Origin of the sequence: Burkholderia sp. LAS2 (assembly GCF_018417615.1) — a bacterium.
In the GTDB taxonomy this organism is placed as follows: domain Bacteria; phylum Pseudomonadota; class Gammaproteobacteria; order Burkholderiales; family Burkholderiaceae; genus Burkholderia; species Burkholderia sola.
The window spans coordinates 1,304,059-1,321,872 of sequence record NZ_CP071052.1; the positions used below are offsets into that span (position 1 = coordinate 1,304,059).

Annotated in this window: 21 protein-coding genes; 13 read left to right on the forward strand and 8 right to left on the reverse strand. The window is 67.7% G+C overall.

The genetic code is table 11. The features are described 5' to 3' along the window. Positions 1-187: 187 nt before the first annotated feature. The 4 genes from JYG37_RS06065 to JYG37_RS06080 form a co-directional block, all read right to left on the reverse strand. Positions 188-1,627 (reverse strand): DHA2 family efflux MFS transporter permease subunit, encoded by a 1,440-nt coding sequence (locus JYG37_RS06065; protein WP_089488200.1) that lies wholly within the window; start codon positions 1,625-1,627, stop codon positions 188-190. Positions 1,628-1,761: 134 nt separating this feature from the next. Next, positions 1,762-2,493: a DsbA family oxidoreductase gene (locus JYG37_RS06070; protein ID WP_050011700.1), complete on the reverse strand. Its 732-nt coding sequence runs from the start codon at positions 2,491-2,493 to the stop codon at positions 1,762-1,764. 178 nt (positions 2,494-2,671) lie between these two features. After that, positions 2,672-3,463, reverse strand: coding sequence for a helix-turn-helix transcriptional regulator (locus JYG37_RS06075; protein WP_124630619.1), 792 nt, complete (start codon positions 3,461-3,463; stop codon positions 2,672-2,674). Then, a complete protein-coding gene (locus JYG37_RS06080) occupies positions 3,460-4,422 on the reverse strand; it encodes an ornithine cyclodeaminase family protein (protein WP_050011698.1) in 963 nt (320 codons plus the stop codon). Before JYG37_RS06080 ends, JYG37_RS06075 begins: the two co-directional genes overlap by 4 nt. A 380-nt stretch (positions 4,423-4,802) precedes the next feature. On the opposite strand from JYG37_RS06080, the gene JYG37_RS06085 reads away from it, so the two are divergent. The 10 genes from JYG37_RS06085 to groL all read left to right on the forward strand — a co-directional run bounded on the left by JYG37_RS06085 (position 4,803) and on the right by groL (position 12,950). Next, positions 4,803-5,582: an ABC transporter substrate-binding protein gene (locus JYG37_RS06085; RefSeq protein WP_050011697.1), complete on the forward strand. Its 780-nt coding sequence runs from the start codon at positions 4,803-4,805 to the stop codon at positions 5,580-5,582. A gap of 67 nt (positions 5,583-5,649) precedes the next feature. Beyond that, positions 5,650-6,894, forward strand: a complete 1,245-nt coding sequence (locus tag JYG37_RS06090; protein ID WP_124654050.1) for an NAD(P)/FAD-dependent oxidoreductase — start codon at positions 5,650-5,652, stop codon at positions 6,892-6,894. Between the two features lie 333 nt (positions 6,895-7,227). Further along, positions 7,228-7,587, forward strand: a complete 360-nt coding sequence (locus tag JYG37_RS06095) for a COG4315 family predicted lipoprotein (RefSeq protein ID WP_050011695.1) — start codon at positions 7,228-7,230, stop codon at positions 7,585-7,587. 63 nt (positions 7,588-7,650) lie between these two features. Then, positions 7,651-8,166, forward strand: coding sequence for a sigma-70 family RNA polymerase sigma factor (locus JYG37_RS06100; protein WP_124638624.1), 516 nt, complete (start codon positions 7,651-7,653; stop codon positions 8,164-8,166). Next, a complete protein-coding gene (locus JYG37_RS06105) occupies positions 8,163-8,945 on the forward strand; it encodes an anti-sigma factor family protein (RefSeq protein ID WP_124555700.1) in 783 nt (260 codons plus the stop codon). The genes JYG37_RS06100 and JYG37_RS06105 overlap by 4 nt, the downstream gene beginning before the upstream one ends. A 26-nt stretch (positions 8,946-8,971) precedes the next feature. Continuing rightward, positions 8,972-9,391: a cupredoxin domain-containing protein gene (locus JYG37_RS06110; protein ID WP_050011694.1), complete on the forward strand. Its 420-nt coding sequence runs from the start codon at positions 8,972-8,974 to the stop codon at positions 9,389-9,391. Continuing rightward, positions 9,388-10,020 carry a LolA family protein gene (locus JYG37_RS06115; RefSeq protein WP_050011693.1) on the forward strand — a complete coding sequence of 211 codons (633 nt, stop codon included), beginning with the start codon at positions 9,388-9,390 and terminating at the stop codon, positions 10,018-10,020. The genes JYG37_RS06110 and JYG37_RS06115 overlap by 4 nt, the downstream gene beginning before the upstream one ends. Positions 10,021-10,064: 44 nt before the next feature. Further along, complete coding sequence (locus tag JYG37_RS06120; protein WP_050011692.1) at positions 10,065-10,577, forward strand: SRPBCC family protein; 513 nt, start codon at positions 10,065-10,067, stop codon at positions 10,575-10,577. A 392-nt stretch (positions 10,578-10,969) separates the two neighbouring features. Further along, the gene (groES, locus tag JYG37_RS06125) at positions 10,970-11,263 is read left to right on the forward strand and encodes a co-chaperone GroES (protein WP_004186661.1); all 294 of its coding nucleotides are present in this window, start codon (positions 10,970-10,972) and stop codon (positions 11,261-11,263) included. A gap of 46 nt (positions 11,264-11,309) precedes the next feature. Continuing rightward, complete coding sequence (groL, locus tag JYG37_RS06130) at positions 11,310-12,950, forward strand: chaperonin GroEL (RefSeq protein ID WP_006476740.1); 1,641 nt, start codon at positions 11,310-11,312, stop codon at positions 12,948-12,950. 112 nt (positions 12,951-13,062) lie between these two features. On the opposite strand, the gene JYG37_RS06135 is transcribed toward groL, so the two are convergent. From JYG37_RS06135 to JYG37_RS06145, 3 genes are read right to left on the reverse strand one after another with little or no spacing between them, the layout of a single operon-like run. Next, positions 13,063-13,515 carry a hypothetical protein gene (locus JYG37_RS06135; protein ID WP_213345935.1) on the reverse strand — a complete coding sequence of 151 codons (453 nt, stop codon included), beginning with the start codon at positions 13,513-13,515 and terminating at the stop codon, positions 13,063-13,065. Between the two features lies 1 nt (position 13,516). After that, positions 13,517-14,131, reverse strand: coding sequence for a peptidoglycan recognition protein family protein (locus JYG37_RS06140; RefSeq protein WP_213345936.1), 615 nt, complete (start codon positions 14,129-14,131; stop codon positions 13,517-13,519). A gap of 14 nt (positions 14,132-14,145) precedes the next feature. Further along, a complete protein-coding gene (locus JYG37_RS06145; RefSeq protein ID WP_204383686.1) occupies positions 14,146-14,628 on the reverse strand; it encodes an Hcp family type VI secretion system effector in 483 nt (160 codons plus the stop codon). Positions 14,629-14,662: 34 nt separating this feature from the next. Between JYG37_RS06145 and JYG37_RS06150 the strand changes: the two genes are divergently transcribed. Beyond that, the gene (locus JYG37_RS06150) at positions 14,663-14,986 is read left to right on the forward strand and encodes a hypothetical protein (RefSeq protein WP_213345937.1); all 324 of its coding nucleotides are present in this window, start codon (positions 14,663-14,665) and stop codon (positions 14,984-14,986) included. Between the two features lie 19 nt (positions 14,987-15,005). Here the strand turns inward: JYG37_RS06150 and JYG37_RS06155 are convergent, their stop codons facing one another. Next, positions 15,006-15,872: a hydroxymethylpyrimidine/phosphomethylpyrimidine kinase gene (locus tag JYG37_RS06155; RefSeq protein WP_050011689.1), complete on the reverse strand. Its 867-nt coding sequence runs from the start codon at positions 15,870-15,872 to the stop codon at positions 15,006-15,008. A 255-nt stretch (positions 15,873-16,127) separates the two neighbouring features. Between JYG37_RS06155 and JYG37_RS06160 the strand changes: the two genes are divergently transcribed. Beyond that, positions 16,128-16,298: a rubredoxin gene (locus JYG37_RS06160; RefSeq protein ID WP_004186709.1), complete on the forward strand. Its 171-nt coding sequence runs from the start codon at positions 16,128-16,130 to the stop codon at positions 16,296-16,298. 104 nt (positions 16,299-16,402) lie between these two features. Beyond that, positions 16,403-17,704: a hypothetical protein gene (locus JYG37_RS06165; RefSeq protein ID WP_124630625.1), complete on the forward strand. Its 1,302-nt coding sequence runs from the start codon at positions 16,403-16,405 to the stop codon at positions 17,702-17,704. Positions 17,705-17,814: the final 110 nt, after the last annotated feature.

Here is a 17,814-nt window from a genome sequence, read left to right on the forward strand (position 1 = left end):
GGAAGGTCTGCACCGCAGGCGGCCGGCGGGACGTAAAACGGGCGTTTGAATGGGGCGCGACCGACGATGACGACCGGTCTGAAAGCGATGACGAACCGGGGCCGGCGCCGTGTATCCGGGCGCGCATAAAAAGGGCGCGACAGTGCGCGCCCCGACTCGATGCCGGTTCCGGGCCGCCCATCGACGGTCAGTGCATCGCGGGCCCGGCACCTTCGACCGCGCGTGGCGGCCGGATGCGCAGCGCGAAACCGGTCAGCGCGGCCACGGCCGCAAACGCCGCGCCGAACGCGAAGGCCGCGTGGTAGCCGCCGTTCAGTGCGTCGAGCGGCGCCGCTTGCGCTGCCGCGAGCGCATCGGTGCGTGCGCCGGCGAGACTCGCGAGGACCGCGAGCCCGAGCGCGCCGCCCATCATGAACGCGGTGTTGACGATCCCCGACGCGAGCCCGGAATCGGCCGGATCGACGTCGTTCATCGCGGCGAGCAGCACCGGATTGAACGCGACGCCTGCACCAATGCCCAGCAGCGTCATGCCGGGCAGCACATGCCACACGAAACCGCCGTCGACCGGCGCGCGCGAGAACAGCGCAAGGCCGCACGCCGCGATCAGCAGGCCGGCGGCGATCGGGCCGCGGATCCCGAAGCGCATCACGATCCGCGCCGACAGCCCGAGCGAGAACGCCGCCATGATCAGGTTCGCCGGCAGGAACGCGAGGCCGACCTGCAGCGGCCCGTAGCCGAGCACGCGCTGCATGTACAGCGCGGACAGGAAGAACCACGCGAACATCGCGGCCGCCCACAGCACGGCGATCGCGTTTGCGAGCGCGACGTTGCGCGCGGCGAACAGCGTAAGCGGCATCAGCGGGTGCGCGGCGCGCGACTCGATCGCGATGAACAGCGCGAGCAGCACGACGGCCGCGCCGATCAACGCGACGGTCTGCGTCGACAGCCAGCCGGCCTCGTTGCCGCCGACGATTCCGTAGACGGCCAGCATCAGCGATGCCGTCACCGTGATCGCGCCCGCCACGTCGAGCCGCGCGGTGCCGGCCGCCGTACGCGTGCGCGGCAGCAGCGCGGCGCACATCGCGTAGACCGCGACGCCGATCGGCAGGTTGACGAGGAAGATCCAGTGCCACGACAGCGAGCTCGTCAGCAGCCCGCCGAGCAGCACGCCGATGCTGCCGCCGCCCGCGCACACGAAGCCGTAGACGCCCATCGCGCGAGCGCGTTCGCCGGGCTCGGTGAACAGGTTCATGATCAGCGACAGCGAGACGGCCGACACGACCGCGCCGCCGAGCCCCTGCACCGCGCGCGCGGCGATCAGCATCGCCTGCGATTGCGCGAGCCCGCAGGCGAGCGACGCGAGCGTGAACACGACGAGGCCCGCGAGAAACATGCGCCGCTGGCCGTACAGGTCGCCGAGCCGGCCGCCGAGCAGCAGGCAGCCGCCGAATGTCAGGAGGTAGGCATTGACGACCCACACGAGGGCCGTTTCGGTGAAGTGGAGATCGGTGCTGATCGACGGCAGCGCAACGTTCACGATCGTGCTGTCGAGCACGATCATCAGCACGCCGAGGCAGAGCACGATCAGCGCGTACCAGCGCTTCTCGCCGTGAATCCCGTGGGTCATGGGCTCGCAGCCTTCTATTCGTTATATGGAAGGATGCATTGTAGATGCCACCGGCGCGGGTTTCCTGTCGGTTTGTGGCAGGAGCGTCGCGTAGCGGCGGGTGTGGCCCGGCGCGCGTGAAGCGGGATGTTGCGTTACGCGCGCGCCGGCAGTTCGCAGCCGTCCGGGCCGCAGGCGGCCGCGTCGTCGCCGTCGAGTTCGACGACGCCGTCGCGCCACGCGTGGTCGAGCGCTTGCGCGAACGCGTCGGCCGGCTGCGCGCCCGATACGGCGTAGCGGCCGCCGAACACGAACAGCGGCACGCCGCGCCCGCCGATCTGCGCGGCGCGCGCGATGTCGGCCTCGACTTCGTCGCGGTACGCGTCGCTGTGCAGCACCGCTTCGACGGCCGAGCGCTCGAGCCCGGCTTCGACCGCGAATTCGGTCAGCGCGGCATGATCGAACAGCGAGCCGTGCTCGCAGAAATACGCGCGATACAGGCGCTCGGTCAGCGCATGCGCGCGGCCCGACGCGTGCGCGAGCTTCACGAGCCGGTGGCCGTCGAGCGTGTCGCCGACGAGCGTGCCGGGCAGGTCGTAGCGCAGCCCGACGCTCGCGGCCGCCTCGGTTACCTGGCGCAGCATCTGGTCGACCTGTGCGGGCGCCATCCGGTATTTGCCTGCGAGCATCGCCTCGACCGGCTCGACGGGGTGGCCCGGCATCAGCCGGTACGCGCGCAGCGCGACGTCGACGCGGTCGGCGTGCGCGAACGCGGCCAGCGCCTCGTCGAAACGGCGCTTGCCGATCCAGCACCATGGGCAGATCAGGTCGGACCAGATTTCGACGGTCAGGGTCGGGCGGGCGGTCGGGGCGGGAGCGGTCGTCATGGCGGTTGGAGCGGTCAAAAATGTAACTGTGACTATATCACTTTATGCTCCCGGGCTCCGTGGTCCGTAGGCCCGTGCGGCATGCAGCCGCGCCCGCGTATCGCGAAGCTTCGACGCGGAAACGGTCGTCCGATGCCGATGGCCGGGTCCGATCGTCATTGCGGCCGCCGCTGCGCGCTCAGGCGTCGCCCGTTTCCTTCAGATGCTTCAGATGCTTGTAGACCGTCGCGCGCCCCATCCCGAGCACGTTCGCGACGTAGTTCGCCGCGCTCTTGCCGCGAAACGCGCCTTCCGCGTACAGCGCCTCGACGAGTTCGCGCCGGTGCTCGCGCGTGAGCCCGTTCAGCCCGACCTGCCGCTCGCGCAGCCAGCCGTGCAGGAACGTATTGATGCGCTCCTGCCAGTCGTCGCGGAACAGCTCGTCGGGCTGCGCGACGACGCCCGCGCCCTTGATGAACAGGTCGAGCGTCGCGCGCACCTCGTCGAACACCGCGATGTTGAAGTTGATGCACATCATCCCGGCCGGGCGGCCTTCGTCGTCGAACAGCACGTTGCTCACGCAGCGCATCCGCCGGCCGTCCCAGTTCAGCTTCTCGTACGGGCCGATCACGCGCTCGCGCGCCGAATGATCGATTTCCTCGAGCGCGGAATCGTCGCCGACCTCGCGCTTCGACAGGTTGTTCGCCAGATACAGCACCGTCTGGTCGTGCAGGTCGTGGATCACGACTTCCGCGTACGGGAAGAACAGCGCGGCGATACCGTCGGCGATCGGCGCATAGCGGGTGAGCAGCAGGTCTTTGACGGGAGATTTCTTCTTGCGCATCGGTATCGCGATCTCGGGTGGGCGGGAGCCGGGCAGCGTGTCGGGCCGGCGGGCCGGCGCACCGTCGGCCGGCATGCCCGTGCGCCCGCGCGCGGCCGCCGCGGCGGTTGCGCCATTGTATCGGCCCCGCGCGCGCGGGGCGCTCATCCGCGCGTCAGATGCGTGTACAGCGCGTGCGCGATCGCGATGTCCTCGAGCCCGAGGCCGATCGAGCGGAAGAATGCGTGACGCGTGCGCGACGGCGCCGCGCAGGTGCCGGCGACGAGCGCGGGCAGGTCGCCGGCGATCCGGCCGGCATCCCAGCCGTGCTCGGCCGCCGCGATCTGCATCTCGCCGGCGCTCGCGGGCGTCGTGTGCCGGTAGTCGCAGTAGACGTCCATGTCCGGCAGCCACGCGGGCGGGATTTCGTGTGCGCGCGCGACGTTCGTGCTGATCGACGTGACGAGCGCGGCGCGCGTGAGCATCCCGTCGCCGAGCACGGGCGTGCCCGACGACGTGCACAGCATCACCACGTCCGCGTCGCGTACGCACGCCTCGACGCTTGCCGCCGCGCGTGCGCGCGGGTCGAGCGCGGCGAGGCTCGCCTGCAGTGCCGTATCGCCGGCCAGCGCGGGCGAGTACACGCGGATCGTGTCCCAGTCGCGCAGCGCCGCCGTGTGCCGCAGGTGCGCGAGGCCGACCGCGCCCGCGCCGACGATCGCCAGATGACGCGCGTTGCGCGGCGCGAGGCAGTCGACCGCGAGCGCCGTCGTGCCGGCCGTGCGTTCGACGGTCAGCAGCCCGGCGTCGCACCACATCAGCGGCTGGCCGGTTTGCATCGACATCAATGCGGTCCATGCGGTGACGATGGGTTTGCCGTCTGTCACGACATACGGCGACAGCTTCGCGCCGAATACCTGCTGGTCGGCGAGCGCGCCGAGATACGTGATGAAGTCGCCGGCCTGGTCGGGAAACGGCGTGAGCGTCTGCGGCGGCTGCACCGCGCGCGCCGCGGCGAGCGACGCGAACATGCGGCGCAGCGTGCCGAGCACGTCGAGCGACGGCAGCGCCGCGCGCACCGCGGCTTCGTCGACGGTCAGCGGCAGGCTGGGGCGGGGTTGCGTCATCGGGACATCTCCGGTGCGGGCTGGACAGAAAGTCTCGAAAGACGGTGTCCGGCGGGGTTCGTTGTGGACTAAAAGTCTAATATAGACAAACGAAATCGGGATAATTTTTCTTTTCGAGACGTCGTGGCGGTGCTGGGATCATGAAAAATTCCACAGAATCAACGATGTTTTGGCTCGGGCGACGAAATTTCGGCGTCGAGCAACACGACGATCTCCTCGTATCCCCTATAGTCTATAGTAGACTTTGAGTCTATATTTCGCATGCAGAGCCCGACACGTCGCCATGCGGCGGCCGCCTGCGCCGAATCCCGACCCGGCGTCCGACCGAGGGCGTCGTGCGACCGATCTTCATCGCCTCACTCCAGAACAGAAGGACCGTCATGAACTGGAAACTTTCCCTCTGCGCCGCTGCGGCGCTCGCGTGCGCGGCCGTCACGGCCCATGCGGAACAGACCACGTTGCGCTTCGGGATCGAAGCCGCCTATCCGCCGTTCGAGAGCAAGACGCCGGCCGGTCAGCTGCAGGGTTTCGACGTCGACGTCGGCAATGCGGTATGCGCGAAGCTGAACATGAAGTGCGTGTGGGTCGAGAACGCGTTCGACGGGCTGATCCCGGCGCTGCAGGCGCGCAAGTTCGACGCGATCAACTCGGCGATGAACATCACCGCGAAGCGCAAGCAAAGCATCGACTTCACGCCGGCGATCTACGTGGTGCCGATCGTGATGGTCGCGAAGCACGGCTCGCCGCTGAAGCCCGACGTCGCGAGCCTGCGCGGCAAGCACGTCGGCGTGCTGCAGGGCTCGTCGCAGGAGGATTTCCTGAAGGCGCACTGGGCCAATGCGGGCGTGGACGTCGTGTCGTACCCGGATCAGGACCAGATCTACGCCGATCTCGTCGCGGGGCGTCTCGACGCGGCCGTGCAGGAAGCGCAGACCGCGCAGGACGGCTTCCTCGACAAGCCGGCCGGCCGCGACTACCGGATCGTCGGCGAGCCGCTGAAGGATCCGGCGACGCTCGGCGAAGGCACCGGCTTCGGGATGCGCAAGAACGACAAGGCGCTGCAGGCGAAGATCGTCGGTGCGCTCGATGCGCTGAAGAAGGACGGCACGCTGAGCGCGCTGTCGCAGAAATACTTCAAGCGCGACATCATCGCGAAGTAAGCGCCGCCGCGTGCCGCCCGCCGGGCCGGCGCACGGCGCATCCCATCTCGACGTAGTGCGGGGGACCATGGATTTCGACGTCATCGTTCTGGGGGCCGGCATCGTCGGCGTGTCGTCGGCGCTGCATCTGCAGGATCGCGGGCTGCGCGTCGCGCTCGTCGACCGGCGCGCGCCCGGCGAGGAAACCAGCCACGGCAATGCGGGGCTGATCGAGCGCTCGTCGGTCGTGCCGTATGCGTTTCCGCGCCGGCTCGGCACGCTGCTGCGCTACGCGCGCAACCGTTCGGTCGATCTCTATTGGGATTACCGCGCGCTACCTGCGTATGCGGGCTGGCTCGCGCGCTTCTGGCGCGAATCGTCGCCGCAGCGGCTCGCGGCCGCCGCGCGCGACCTGCTGCCGCTCGTCGCGGCGAGCGTCGTCGAGCACGATGCGCTGCTCGCACGCACCGACGCGCAGCCGCTCGTGCACGACGGCGGATGGATCGAGGCGTTCCGTTCACCGGGGCTGTTCGACGCGGAAGCGCGCGCGCAGCAGCAGGTCGCCGCCGCGCACGGGTTGCGGATGACCGTGCTCGACGCGCATGCGCTGCGCGCGCGCGAGCCCGGTATCGGCGACGCCTTCTGCGGCGCCTTCCACTGGCAGGATCCGAAGACCGTGTCGAGCCCGGGCGGGCTGACCAAGGCCTATGCGCGGCTGTTCGAGCGCGACGGCGGCACGTTCGTGCACGGCGACGCGACGACGCTCGTGCAGGTCGATGACGGCTGGCAGGTCCGATCCGAACACGGGCCGATCTCGGCGCGCTCGGCCGTGGTCGCGCTCGGGCCGTGGTCCGATCAGGTGTTCGCGCCGCTCGGCTACCGGATTCCGCTGCGCGCGAAGCGCGGCTATCACATGCATTACCGGCCGACGCGCACGCCGCTGAACGTGCCCGTGTGCGATACCGAGGCCGGTTTCGTCGTCGCGCCGATGGAGGGCGGCCGCCTGCGGCTGACGACGGGCGTCGAGATCGCGCCGCGTGGTGCGCCGCCGACCGGCGTGCAACTCGCGCGCGCCGAACCGCTGGCGCGCGACGCGTTCGGCATCGGCGAGCGGCTCGATCCGGAACCGTGGCTCGGGATGCGGCCGTGCACGCCCGACATGCGTCCGGTGATCGGGCCCGCGCCGCGCCATCGCCATTTGTGGTTCGCGTTCGGCCACTGCCATCACGGGCTCACGCTTGGGCCCGCGACCGGCCGCCTGCTCGCCGAAATGATGACGGGCGCGCCGACCTATATCGATCCGCATCCGTATCGGCCCGCACGCTTCAGTTGAACCGGCCGCGCGCAGTTGCGGCGTCGGTCGCCGGCACGCGCCGATGGCAATGCGCGTATTTCACGGTTTTTCGTTCTGCTGCCCGGGTGGTCGAAATCCGCGCCGTCGAAAATGATCTGCCAATCGACAAGAAGGACATTCAGGCTTCCCGCGTGCTTTCGTCGCATGAATGATCGCCACCACTCGTCGCGCCGCCGCATGGAATAACCGGCCGCCGCCGTCCGTTTACATACCGAGTTCCGGCACAGCCGGCCGGCGGGATAATGATCGCGACGCAGCCGATCGTCCCGTTCGGCGGCACCGTGTCGCGACACGACGCCAAGGAGAACGGGAATGAAACGGATGCTCTTCGCTGCCGCGCTGACGGTGGCGATCGTGCGGCCGGCGGCCGCGGAACCGCCCCAGGTCGGCGACGGGAAACTGGTCGACGAAGCGCACATGACGCTGTACGTGTTCGATCGCGATGCGCCGGGCAAGAGCATGTGCGACGGCACATGCGCAGCGAACTGGCCACCCGCGCTCGCCGACGCGTACGACAGGGCGTCGGGTGCGCTGAGCCTCGTCGCCCGCGACGACGGCAAAAAGCAATGGGCATACCGCGGCCGCCCGCTGTATCGCTGGAAGATGGACCGCAAGGCCGGCGACGCGAGCGGCGATGGAATCGGCGGCATGTGGCACGTCGCGCGGCCGTGACCGTGACCGTGACCGTGACCGTGACCGTGACCGTGACCGCGCGGCGACGCGCGAGGCGCCCCGATGAGCTATGAATCGGACCTGCTGGTATGGCTTCCGCATCTCACGCGCTATGCGCGTGCGCTGACGGGCGAGCGCGCATGGGCCGACGATCTCGTGCAGGACACGCTCGAGCGTGCGCTGAACCGGCCGCCGCGCGACGGCGGCAACCTGCGCGCATGGTTACTGACGCTGCTGCGGCACCGCTTCATCGACCAGTTGCGCGCGCGGCACGAGATCGCGGTCGACGACGCGACGGCGCCGTGGCAGACGATGGCCGCGCCGGCCGGCGAGGTCGGCGGGCTGGAGTTGCGCGACGTGCAGCGTGCGCTGTACCGGCTGCCGGTCGAACAGCGCGAGGTGCTGCTGCTGGTCGCGCTGGAGGAGTTGAGCTATCGCGATGCCGCGCAGGTGCTCGGCGTGCCGGTGGGCACGGTGATGTCGCGGCTCGCGCGGGCGCGCGCGCACATGCGCGCGTTGCTGTCGGACGCGCCGTCGACGCACGGCACGGCCACGTTACGGGTGATCGGGAAGCCATGATGGACGATCCGCGCAAGCCTTCGAACGAGCAGGGAGACGATGCGTCGGCGCAACTGCTGTCCGCGCTGCTGGACGGCGAACTGTCCGGGCACGAGCGGCGCGAGGTGCTCGCGCGCCTGCAGGCCGATCCGCAGGAAGCCGAACGATTCGCGCATTACCGCGCGCAGCGCGATGCGCTGAAGGCGCTGTTCCCGTTGCCGGGCGCGGCGCCCGCGTTGTTCGTGCAGCGCCGCGCGCCGCGCTGGCGCGCGGTCGCGCATGCGTTCGCGGGGCTGGCGGCCGGGCTGCTGATCGGTGTCGCGCTGCATGCGGGCTGGGCGGCATTCGGCCGCGAACCGGCGTTCGCCGCGCGCGCCGATGTCGCCTACGCGGTGTACGCGGCCGACCGCGAGCATCCGGTGGAAGTCGGCGCGAACGATCCCGAGCGTCTCGCCGCGTGGTTGTCGGCGCGCGTCGGCCGGCCGGTGCGCGCGCCGTCGCTCGACGAATACGGTTACGCGCTGCTGGGCGGCCGGTTGCTGCCCGGCGACGCGGGGCCGGCCGCGCAGCTCATGTACCAGCGCGCAGACGGTGCGCGCGTGACGCTGTACATGACCGCATACGATGCGCGGCGTCTCGCGCCGCACGCGCTGTCGGCGAACGGCCGCTACACGTATTTCTGGTCGGATCGCGGCATGGGTTATGCGCTGTCCGGCCGTGGCGACGAACGGCGTCTGCGCGAGCTCGCGATCGACGCATGCGGTGCGCTGGGCGGGCCGACCGACGCGTGGAAGGGCTGACGCGCGGCGCCCGCAGGGAGCAGGCGATGAAGATGGCGACGATGAAGGGGCTCGTACTGGCGGTGTTCGCCGCGGGCACGGTGCTTGCGCACGCGGATGCCGACACGCCCCTGCGCGTGCCGATCGACGCGGACGGCGTGCAGCGCGTGACGATCGTCGGCGGCAGCTATTTCTTCCGGCCGAATCACGTGATCGTCCGTGCGCACGCGCCGGTCGAACTGACCGTGTCGGCCGAGCCCGGCGTGGTGCCGCACAGCTTCGAGATCGACGCGCCGCAGGCCGGCATCGCGGTACGCACCGAGCTCGGCACGACGCCGAAGACGTTTCGTTTCACGCCGGTGCAGCCGGGGCGATTCGCCTACTATTGCACGCACCGGCTGCTGTTTTTCAGCAGCCATCGCGAGCGCGGGATGGAAGGCGTGCTCGAAGTCGAGGCGGCGCCGTGATCGCCGCGTTGCTGGCCGCGAGCCTGATAGGAGCGAGCATGACAGCCGATCCCGTGACCGTCGCGCAGGCGCATTTCGACCACGTCCGCTCGTACCGCGCGACGATCCGCTCGTCGGCGCGCGACGGCGAGCGCACCGAAATCCGCTACGCGTACCTGAAACCGGGCTTCGTCCGGATGGATTTCGTGTCGCCGCATCGCGGCGCGGTGCTCGCGTACGATCCCGGCGACGGCAAGGTCAGGCTGCGCCCGTTCGGCACGCATGCGCCGCCCGCGCTGACGCTGTCGCCGTCCAATCCGCTCGTGCGCGACCGCACCGGCCACCGGGTCGACCGCTCGGACGTCGGCGAACTGCTGCGCAACGTACATGCGCTGCAGCAGGGCGGTGCGACGGTGACCGAAGGCAAGGAGGCCGTCGGCGGCCGGACCGCGCAGCGCGTGCTGGTCACGGGCGCACCCGCGCACGCGATCGACGGCGTGCATCGCTACCGGTTGTGGCTCGACGCCGCGGACGGTTTTCCGCTGAAGGTCGTCAGCTATGCGGGCGACGACGACGTGCCGCTCGAAACCGTGACGCTCGACGACGTGGAGATCGACGTCGCGTTTCCCGAGCGTTTCTTCGCGCCCTGACGGCGCGCCGATCTGCGTTCCTGAACGCGCATGCCGGAGGCTGCATGGCGGAGTACCGGTTTTCGACGACCTGGCGGGTGGATGCGCCGCTCGCGGCGGTCTGGGACGCGATCTACCAGGTCGATCGCTGGCCCGACTGGTGGAAGGGCGCCGTGCGCACCGTCGAGCTCGAGCCTGGCGACGCGCGCGGCGTCGGCGCGTTGCACCGGTATACGTGGAAGGGAGCGCTGCCGTACCGGCTGACCTTCGACATGCGCGTGCGGCGCGTCGAGCGGCCGCATGCGCTCGAAGGCCATGCGAGCGGTGCGATCGAGGGCGACGGCTGCTGGTCGTTCGCCGCCGACGGCGCGCGCACCGTCGTGCGCTACGACTGGCACATCCGCACGCGCGGCTGGATGAACTGGCTGGAGCCGCTCGCGCGGCCGCTGTTCCGGTGGAACCACGACGTCGTGATGCGCGAAGGCGCGAAGGGGCTCGCGCGGCGGCTGGGCGCGACCGTCGAGACGGACGGCCGGACCTTCCGGCCGTTGTCCGGCGCGGACTGCGCCGACGCGTGAAATCGGCCCGGCGACGCCGGCGAGCGAGCACGGCGCGGCAGACGAAATCGGCGTCGCGCGGTTTTTTCGATGCGATGTCACCGGTCCCGGGAACTCCGGGCTTACCCGGTGTCCAAACGGGGCTGGATGGGATCAGCGGGCCGCATGGGCCCGCCTGTCGGGTCGGTTGCATTCGATATGGCATTGTTTTAAAAGGGGTTTTTGTTGTTTTCGTGGGTTTTTCCCGCCGCGTCGCCGCCCCGAAAATTCCTCCGGTTTCCCTTCTTGAATTTGTCAAAACCCGTCCATATAATTAGCACTCGCTGCACGAGAGTGCTAACAATTCTCTGCCGGGCGCCACGCCGGGCAGTTTCCCTAAGCGTTCTTCAATCTCAGTCAAGAGAGGAGTGAATATGAACCTTCGTCCTTTGCACGATCGCGTGATCGTCAAGCGCCTGGATCAGGAAACCAAGACCGCCTCGGGCATCGTGATCCCCGACGCCGCTGCTGAAAAGCCGGATCAGGGCGAAGTCCTGGCCATCGGCCCGGGCAAGCGCGACGACAAGGGCGCCCCGATCGCGCTCGACGTGAAGGTCGGCGATCGTGTCCTGTTCGGCAAGTACGCAGGTCAGACCGTGAAGGTCGACGGCCAGGAACTGCTGGTCATGCGCGAAGAAGACATCATGGCCGTGGTCAACGCCAAGTAAGCGTCCTCCGACGGTACATATTCCCAAGAATTCAAGGAGTTAGAAGATGGCAGCTAAAGACGTCGTATTCGGCGATTCCGCCCGTTCGAAGATGGTCGAAGGCGTGAACATTCTCGCCAACGCAGTCAAGGTCACGCTGGGTCCGAAGGGCCGCAACGTCGTGCTCGAGCGCAGCTTCGGCGGCCCGACGGTCACCAAGGACGGTGTGTCGGTCGCGAAGGAAATCGAGCTGAAGGACAAGCTCCAGAACATGGGCGCGCAAATGGTCAAGGAAGTCGCTTCCAAGACCAGCGACAACGCAGGCGACGGCACGACGACGGCAACCGTCCTCGCGCAATCGATCGTTCGCGAAGGCATGAAGTACGTCGCATCGGGCATGAACCCGATGGACCTGAAGCGCGGCATCGACAAGGCAGTCGCAGCGGCTGTCGAAGAGCTGAAGAAGATCAGCAAGCCGTGCACGACCAACAAGGAAATCGCACAGGTCGGCTCGATCTCGGCGAACAGCGACTCGTCGATCGGCGATCGCATCGCTGAAGCGATGGACAAGGTCGGCAAGGAAGGCGTGATCACCGTCGAAGACGGCAAGTCGCTGGCCGACGAGCTCGACGTCGTCGAAGGCATGCAATTCGACCGCGGCTACCTGTCGCCGTACTTCATCAACAACCCGGACAAGCAAGTCGCCGTCCTCGACAACCCGTTCGTGCTGCTGCACGACAAGAAGGTGTCGAACATCCGTGATCTGCTGCCGGTGCTCGAGCAAGTCGCGAAGGCTGGCCGTCCGCTGCTGATCATCGCTGAAGACGTCGAAGGCGAGGCACTGGCCACGCTGGTCGTCAACAACATCCGCGGCATCCTGAAGACCGTTGCGGTCAAGGCGCCGGGCTTCGGCGATCGTCGCAAGGCAATGCTGGAAGACATCGCGATCCTGACCGGCGGTCAAGTCGTCGCGGAAGAAACCGGCCTGACGCTCGAGAAGGCAACGCTGGCAGAACTGGGCCAGGCGAAGCGCATCGAAGTGGGCAAGGAAAACACGACGATCATCGACGGCGCAGGCGAAGCCGTGAACATCGAAGCACGCGTGAAGCAAGTGCGCGCGCAAATCGAAGAAGCGACGTCGGACTACGACCGTGAAAAGCTGCAAGAGCGCGTGGCCAAGCTGGCAGGCGGCGTTGCAGTGATCAAGGTCGGTGCTGCGACCGAAGTCGAAATGAAGGAAAAGAAGGCACGTGTCGAAGACGCACTGCACGCGACGCGCGCAGCTGTGGAAGAAGGCATCGTTGCAGGTGGCGGCGTTGCGCTGATCCGCGCACGCACCGCGATCGCAGGCCTGACCGGCGCGAACGCCGACCAGAACGCCGGCATCAAGATCGTGCTGCGCGCAATGGAAGAGCCGCTGCGCCAGATCGTCACGAACGGCGGCGAAGAAGCCAGCGTCGTCGTGGCGGCGGTTGCTGCAGGCAAGGGCAACTACGGCTACAACGCAGCAACGGGCGAGTACGTCGACATGGTTGAAGCCGGCGTCGTCGACCCGACCAAGGTCACGCGCACCGCACTGCAGAACGCAGCTTCGGTTGCAGGCCTGCTGCTGACGACGGACGCAGCTGTCGCAGAACTGCCGAAGGAAGATGCACCGATGCCGGGCGGCATGCCGGGCGGCATGGGCGGCATGGGCATGGACATGTAATCGACTTCGGTCGACGGTGTCCGGAGCGCGCAGCGATGCGCGTTCCAGCCAAAAGAAAAGACCCGCAGCGATGCGGGTCTTTTTTTATATGTGCGCGTCGGCGCGATTGGAATCAGAAGCCCGGCAGATAGCACGAAGCGTCGTCGTCTTCATCGTGAAGGCCGTAGCTGCATGCGAACGGGTCGTGCCAGCCGTTATGGCGACCGTTGTAGAGATAGACCGTGTTGCCGTTCGATGCCCATGTCAGTGACGCGGTGCCGCTGGAGTAAACACGCCACCTTCCCGAACTGCCGTCCGGGAACGATACGGTGCCGCTCGAATGGCAGGGCGAGTAGTAATCGTGTGCCACGAACCTGCCGTCAATCGGCGCTGCTCTGGAAAAGAAGCGCTTCAGCTGGTCGACGGTCGGTGTGAAGTTTCTGCATGCATCCCTTGTAAGCGGATCGTCCGGGGTCGAAGTCTGGCCGGAGTGCTCGACCGTCACGGCCTTCACCCCTCTGGCCTGACAGACGGTGATCGGGACGCACAACGCAACCGCGGCGACACATCTGGCTAGAACCATCATGTCATTCCCACCGTGCAGTGCTTGCTTCGGTGGCGTTCTTGCGTCCGACTTCCGGGTGCCGATACACCTCTCGCATCTCGACGTTCAGCGTTTCAGACAATTCGCGAACCAGCCATTTGAGCGATGCATTCTGTTCGGTTGTGACGCTTTCATAGATTGGTTCCGCGGTTTTCTCGTCGGGGTAGTACATGCCGACAAGTTCGATTCCTATTGCGTCCGAGTTGGACGGGTAGCGGTCCGGAAATGCCTTCCGGGATTCATGGCGATGGAATGCCGTTGGACCGGCTTGGTACGCGCGCCGTGCCGCTCGGAGGTCTGCGGTCGAGCAGTTTAGTGTGGTGATACAACGTGACTGCAATTTACCGATGTGATTGGTCATCCTGTGCAGGGAGGCGGTCTGATAGATCGTGCCATCTTTGTCGATCAGGAAATGGGCGCCGTTCGGGACGTGCGCGGTATTGCTATAGCTATTGAATGTACTGGAGACGGTGGCGCCCCCGGTTTGATGGACGACGATTCCGTTCACGTGCTCCATCGGCCCTCGTTCGATGGACGAGTATATTTTGACGATCACGCGTTCCGCGTCGACGTGGCCCTGCTTTGAAATGGAAAGCACGACTCCTCCAATTCTCAAGTCGCTTTGCCGGTTTTGACGTCGTATCCTGCCGCGACCGTTCCGCCGCTCCCGCCTTGCGCGTTCTGAACGACATACTCCTGTCGGATATGGGCGAATGAGAGTTGGACTTCCTCCCGGGGCCGCGCCATGTTGAAATTGGCGACTGAATTGATCCGTGTGATGACGACATCATCCAGCGTGATCTTCAGGTACTCGAGTGGCATGCAGCCGGCCTTGCGCGCGACAAGAACGGCGTTCTCGATATGATTCCCTTTTAGGCAATGCAGCATGAGGATCGGTGATGCGCGATCGACATAATGCTCGATGGTCAGATCGTTGGCCGTGCATTTGGCTTCAATGCTGCCGGCCCCTGAGCGTGTGGACGATGGCTGATCGGCGGACCAGTCCCACGCCAATACCTCGATCTCGTCAGGATGCGACGCATCTCGAGATTCGCCTTTGATGCCGGCCAGTTTCAGGAAAATGTCTTGCGCCATCGCATGCTCCTTTGTATCGGTCACATTGAGTGAAATGGACCGTAGCATTGAGCTTGGTGGTCAATCTATTGGACCGGTTCGATTTTCGGCGCAATTGGACGTTGAAAAGTACGACGCCAATTTATCGTTGGTCGAAAGTCGCCAGAGTAGGACGGGCGCGAACGCGGAATCGGCCGCGATGATTGAGCGGCTGCGATTGCGCGGGCCGACGCGCTGGTCGGGAAAACGAAGATTCGGAGGGTGTCGCGCCGAGCCGGCAGCCGATGGCGATGGTTTTGCATGCATCGGCGTCGATTTGCCGATGCGGGAGGTGTGCTGCCGAGACGACGAGAAGGGCGGCCGGCGTTTGATTGCGTGAACCCCGCCGCCCCGGCGACTCAATGCCGATGCGACGTCCTCGGCACCAGGTCGGCCTTGACGGCCGGCGGCGTGTCCGACTCGTCGTTGCTGCGCGCCCAGAAGAACCGGTCGGGCAGGTATGCGCCCATGCCGGGCCGGAACGCGTCGCGCACGGCCTGGTACAGGTATTCCTGCGCTTCGCGCACGGCTTCCGGCGGCTCCTGGCCGTTCGCGAGCAGCGCCGCGATGGCCGCGCCGAGCGTATCGGTGATGCCCATCAGCCGGTGCGGCGAGCGATCCCACATGTCTTCGCGAAGCTGGCCTTCCTCGCCGTACAGCGTATTGACGAGCCGGTGCGAGCCCGTTTCCGACGACAGGATGTATTCGCAGCCCTGCGACAGCAGGTGCGACACGGCCGCGTCGAGATTCGGCGCCTCGGCATCGCCGTCCGGCTGCGCGAGCGCGATCAGTGTCGCGTGATCGGCCACCAATAACGTGGTTTGCGGCGCCAGCAGGTCGGCGATCGACTCGCGCAGGTCGTCCGCGGCGAGCACGTGTTCGTCGTCGAGCGTGAAGTCCGGCGCGAGCACGAGCGGCACGCCGTCGTAGTCGGCGACGACTTCGGCGATCGCGCTGACGACTTCCGCGCGCGTCGCCGCGCCGATCTTGAATGCGGCAACCGGCATGTCTTCGAGCAGCATGCGCGCCTGCGCGGCGACGACGTCGGGGTCGAGGCCGGTCACTTCATCGCAGGCGGCCGAGTCGCGCACGGTATAGCCGGTCAGGACGGACACGCCGTGACAGCCCATGCTCGCCAGGGTCATCAGATCGGCTTGGAGGCCGGAGCCGCCGGTGGGATCGGACAGGCCGAAGGTGAGGACGATCGGAGGGGCGTTGCTGGACATGTAAAAATGGGGCAAGAGAAAAACGGACAAGCGACGGAGATGCGGACGGCGAGGCGAATGGGCTTGTTTGGCCCTGTGTTGCCCGGCAGGCCGCACTTTTCAACCATTATGCGGTGGAATCCGGCCGGTACGACGGATTTTTTAGCGCAGCGCAACGTAGTTGCCGTCCTCCAGCGCGATTGCTAGGCAGTCCGGCCCCGACACGGTACCATCATGGCTCCCGAATTTACCGACTTTTCCCCGACGCGGCTTAAGATGGAATACAAGAGCTGGATGTGCCTGATTTGTGGCTGGATTTACGACGAAGAAGCCGGGCTGCCGGAAGAGGGCATTGCCCCGGGCACGCGCTGGGAAGACGTCCCGATCAACTGGACGTGTCCCGAATGCGGTGCCCGCAAGGAAGACTTCGAGATGGTCCAGATCTGATCGGACCGCTGGCCCACGGACACCCCGCTCAGGCCTCGCACCGGCCCGGCGCTTGCGCGCCGCGGTTCGCGCGAGCGACTTGACGATGACAGGCGCGCGTGTCCATGACGTCCGATCCGGCGAACGTTCCCCACCCTGACGCATTGCCCAACCCGCGCGGCGGGGCCGTACGCGCGGCCGACGCGTGGCTGGCGGCGGCCGCCGACGCATTCGAGCGGCGCGACGCCGCCGCGGCGCCGCTGGCGGCGGCCGCGGCCGTGCTCGCGGAAGCCGGCTGGCTGCCGGCCGCGCGTTTTGCCGGGCAACTGTCGGCCGCCGTGCCGCTCGTCGCCACCGAGCCGACTTCGGCCGGCTGGCGCGCGGCGCTGCACGATTTTCGTGCGGCCGTCGGGCGCCACAACCTGCGCGAGCTCGCGTGCTCGCCGGTTCTCTTCGAGCATTTCCGTGCGTTACGTGCGCAAAGCGCCGCCGACCTGCGCGCGAACACGCCGCTCGATGCGCTCGCGCTGGTCGGCCGGGCGGTGCCGCCTGCCACGCTGCGTGCGCTACCCGACGCCTTCGCGCCCCGGATTCGCGCCCGCTACGAGCAGGCGCTGCTCGACGTGCTGCGTGCCGAGCACGGCGTGCCGGGCGCGGCGCTCGACGAAGTCGACGCGATGCTGGCCGCGCTCACCGACGACGGGCCGTACGATTTCTGGCGGCTCGCGGCCGCGTGCGTGCGCACGCTGCGCGCAAGCGGCGCACCCGAGCTGAAGCGCTTTCTCGCGCGGATCAACCTGCTGCTCGGCGAACACGCGCAGGGCCGGCGCAGCGCGCCGCCCGAGCTGGTGCGCGAGACGGTGGCGCTGCTGTGGCGCGATTTCGCGCTGTTCGGCGCCGCCGCCGAGGACGTCGCGCTCGTCGACGTGCTGCACGACTACGGATTGACGGTCGACTGGCACGTCGCCGGCACGCCCGCCTCCGAAGCGTTGTGGGAGGCCGATGCCGCGCGGGCCGAGCACGATGCGGTCGCCGCCGCGCCCACCCGCGCGCTCGGCGTCGTGACCGTCAACGCGCATGCCTATGAGGATTTCCTGCAGACCGCCGATGCGTCGATGGCCGACCTGGCGGCCAACCCGGCCACCGCCGACGCCGGCGCCGCATGGCACGCGTCCGCCGCCGCCTACCGGGTCGGCACGGCCGCGTGCGCGCTCGGGCTCGGCCACGCGGCGCTGCTGGCCGACACGCTGGGCCTCGCGTGGCGCCGTGCAGCCCACGGCGTGCCGCTCGCCGACGGCGGCCTCGATGCGCACCGCCACGCGTCCGACATGCTGCGTGCGGCGCTCCTGAAGATCGCGGCCGGCGTCGCGCCGCCGGATCTCACGGCGGCGTCCGAAGCGCTCGGCACGGCCCTCGGCCGGACCTGACGAACAAGGGGGCGAACACGCGACGGCGGCCCTTGTCGCACGGGCCTGCAACACGCTGCCGACAGCGCCCGCGCGCGTGTTAGAGTGCCGTGTGATCCGCGTGCGCCGTT

Coding starts and splice junctions, on each gene's coding strand:
- JYG37_RS06065 (WP_089488200.1), bottom strand. CDS start 1,627: ATGACCCACGGGATTCACGGCGAGAAGCGCTGGTACGCGCTGATCGTG.
- JYG37_RS06070 (WP_050011700.1), bottom strand. CDS start 2,493: ATGACGACCGCTCCCGCCCCGACCGCCCGCCCGACCCTGACCGTCGAA.
- JYG37_RS06075 (WP_124630619.1), bottom strand. CDS start 3,463: ATGAGCGCCCCGCGCGCGCGGGGCCGATACAATGGCGCAACCGCCGCG.
- JYG37_RS06080 (WP_050011698.1), bottom strand. CDS start 4,422: ATGACGCAACCCCGCCCCAGCCTGCCGCTGACCGTCGACGAAGCCGCG.
- JYG37_RS06085 (WP_050011697.1), top strand. CDS start 4,803: ATGAACTGGAAACTTTCCCTCTGCGCCGCTGCGGCGCTCGCGTGCGCG.
- JYG37_RS06090 (WP_124654050.1), top strand. CDS start 5,650: ATGGATTTCGACGTCATCGTTCTGGGGGCCGGCATCGTCGGCGTGTCG.
- JYG37_RS06095 (WP_050011695.1), top strand. CDS start 7,228: ATGAAACGGATGCTCTTCGCTGCCGCGCTGACGGTGGCGATCGTGCGG.
- JYG37_RS06100 (WP_124638624.1), top strand. CDS start 7,651: ATGAGCTATGAATCGGACCTGCTGGTATGGCTTCCGCATCTCACGCGC.
- JYG37_RS06105 (WP_124555700.1), top strand. CDS start 8,163: ATGATGGACGATCCGCGCAAGCCTTCGAACGAGCAGGGAGACGATGCG.
- JYG37_RS06110 (WP_050011694.1), top strand. CDS start 8,972: ATGAAGATGGCGACGATGAAGGGGCTCGTACTGGCGGTGTTCGCCGCG.
- JYG37_RS06120 (WP_050011692.1), top strand. CDS start 10,065: ATGGCGGAGTACCGGTTTTCGACGACCTGGCGGGTGGATGCGCCGCTC.
- groES (WP_004186661.1), top strand. CDS start 10,970: ATGAACCTTCGTCCTTTGCACGATCGCGTGATCGTCAAGCGCCTGGAT.
- groL (WP_006476740.1), top strand. CDS start 11,310: ATGGCAGCTAAAGACGTCGTATTCGGCGATTCCGCCCGTTCGAAGATG.
- JYG37_RS06135 (WP_213345935.1), bottom strand. CDS start 13,515: ATGATGGTTCTAGCCAGATGTGTCGCCGCGGTTGCGTTGTGCGTCCCG.
- JYG37_RS06145 (WP_204383686.1), bottom strand. CDS start 14,628: ATGGCGCAAGACATTTTCCTGAAACTGGCCGGCATCAAAGGCGAATCT.
- JYG37_RS06150 (WP_213345937.1), top strand. CDS start 14,663: ATGGACCGTAGCATTGAGCTTGGTGGTCAATCTATTGGACCGGTTCGA.
- JYG37_RS06155 (WP_050011689.1), bottom strand. CDS start 15,872: ATGTCCAGCAACGCCCCTCCGATCGTCCTCACCTTCGGCCTGTCCGAT.
- JYG37_RS06160 (WP_004186709.1), top strand. CDS start 16,128: ATGGAATACAAGAGCTGGATGTGCCTGATTTGTGGCTGGATTTACGAC.
- JYG37_RS06165 (WP_124630625.1), top strand. CDS start 16,403: ATGACGTCCGATCCGGCGAACGTTCCCCACCCTGACGCATTGCCCAAC.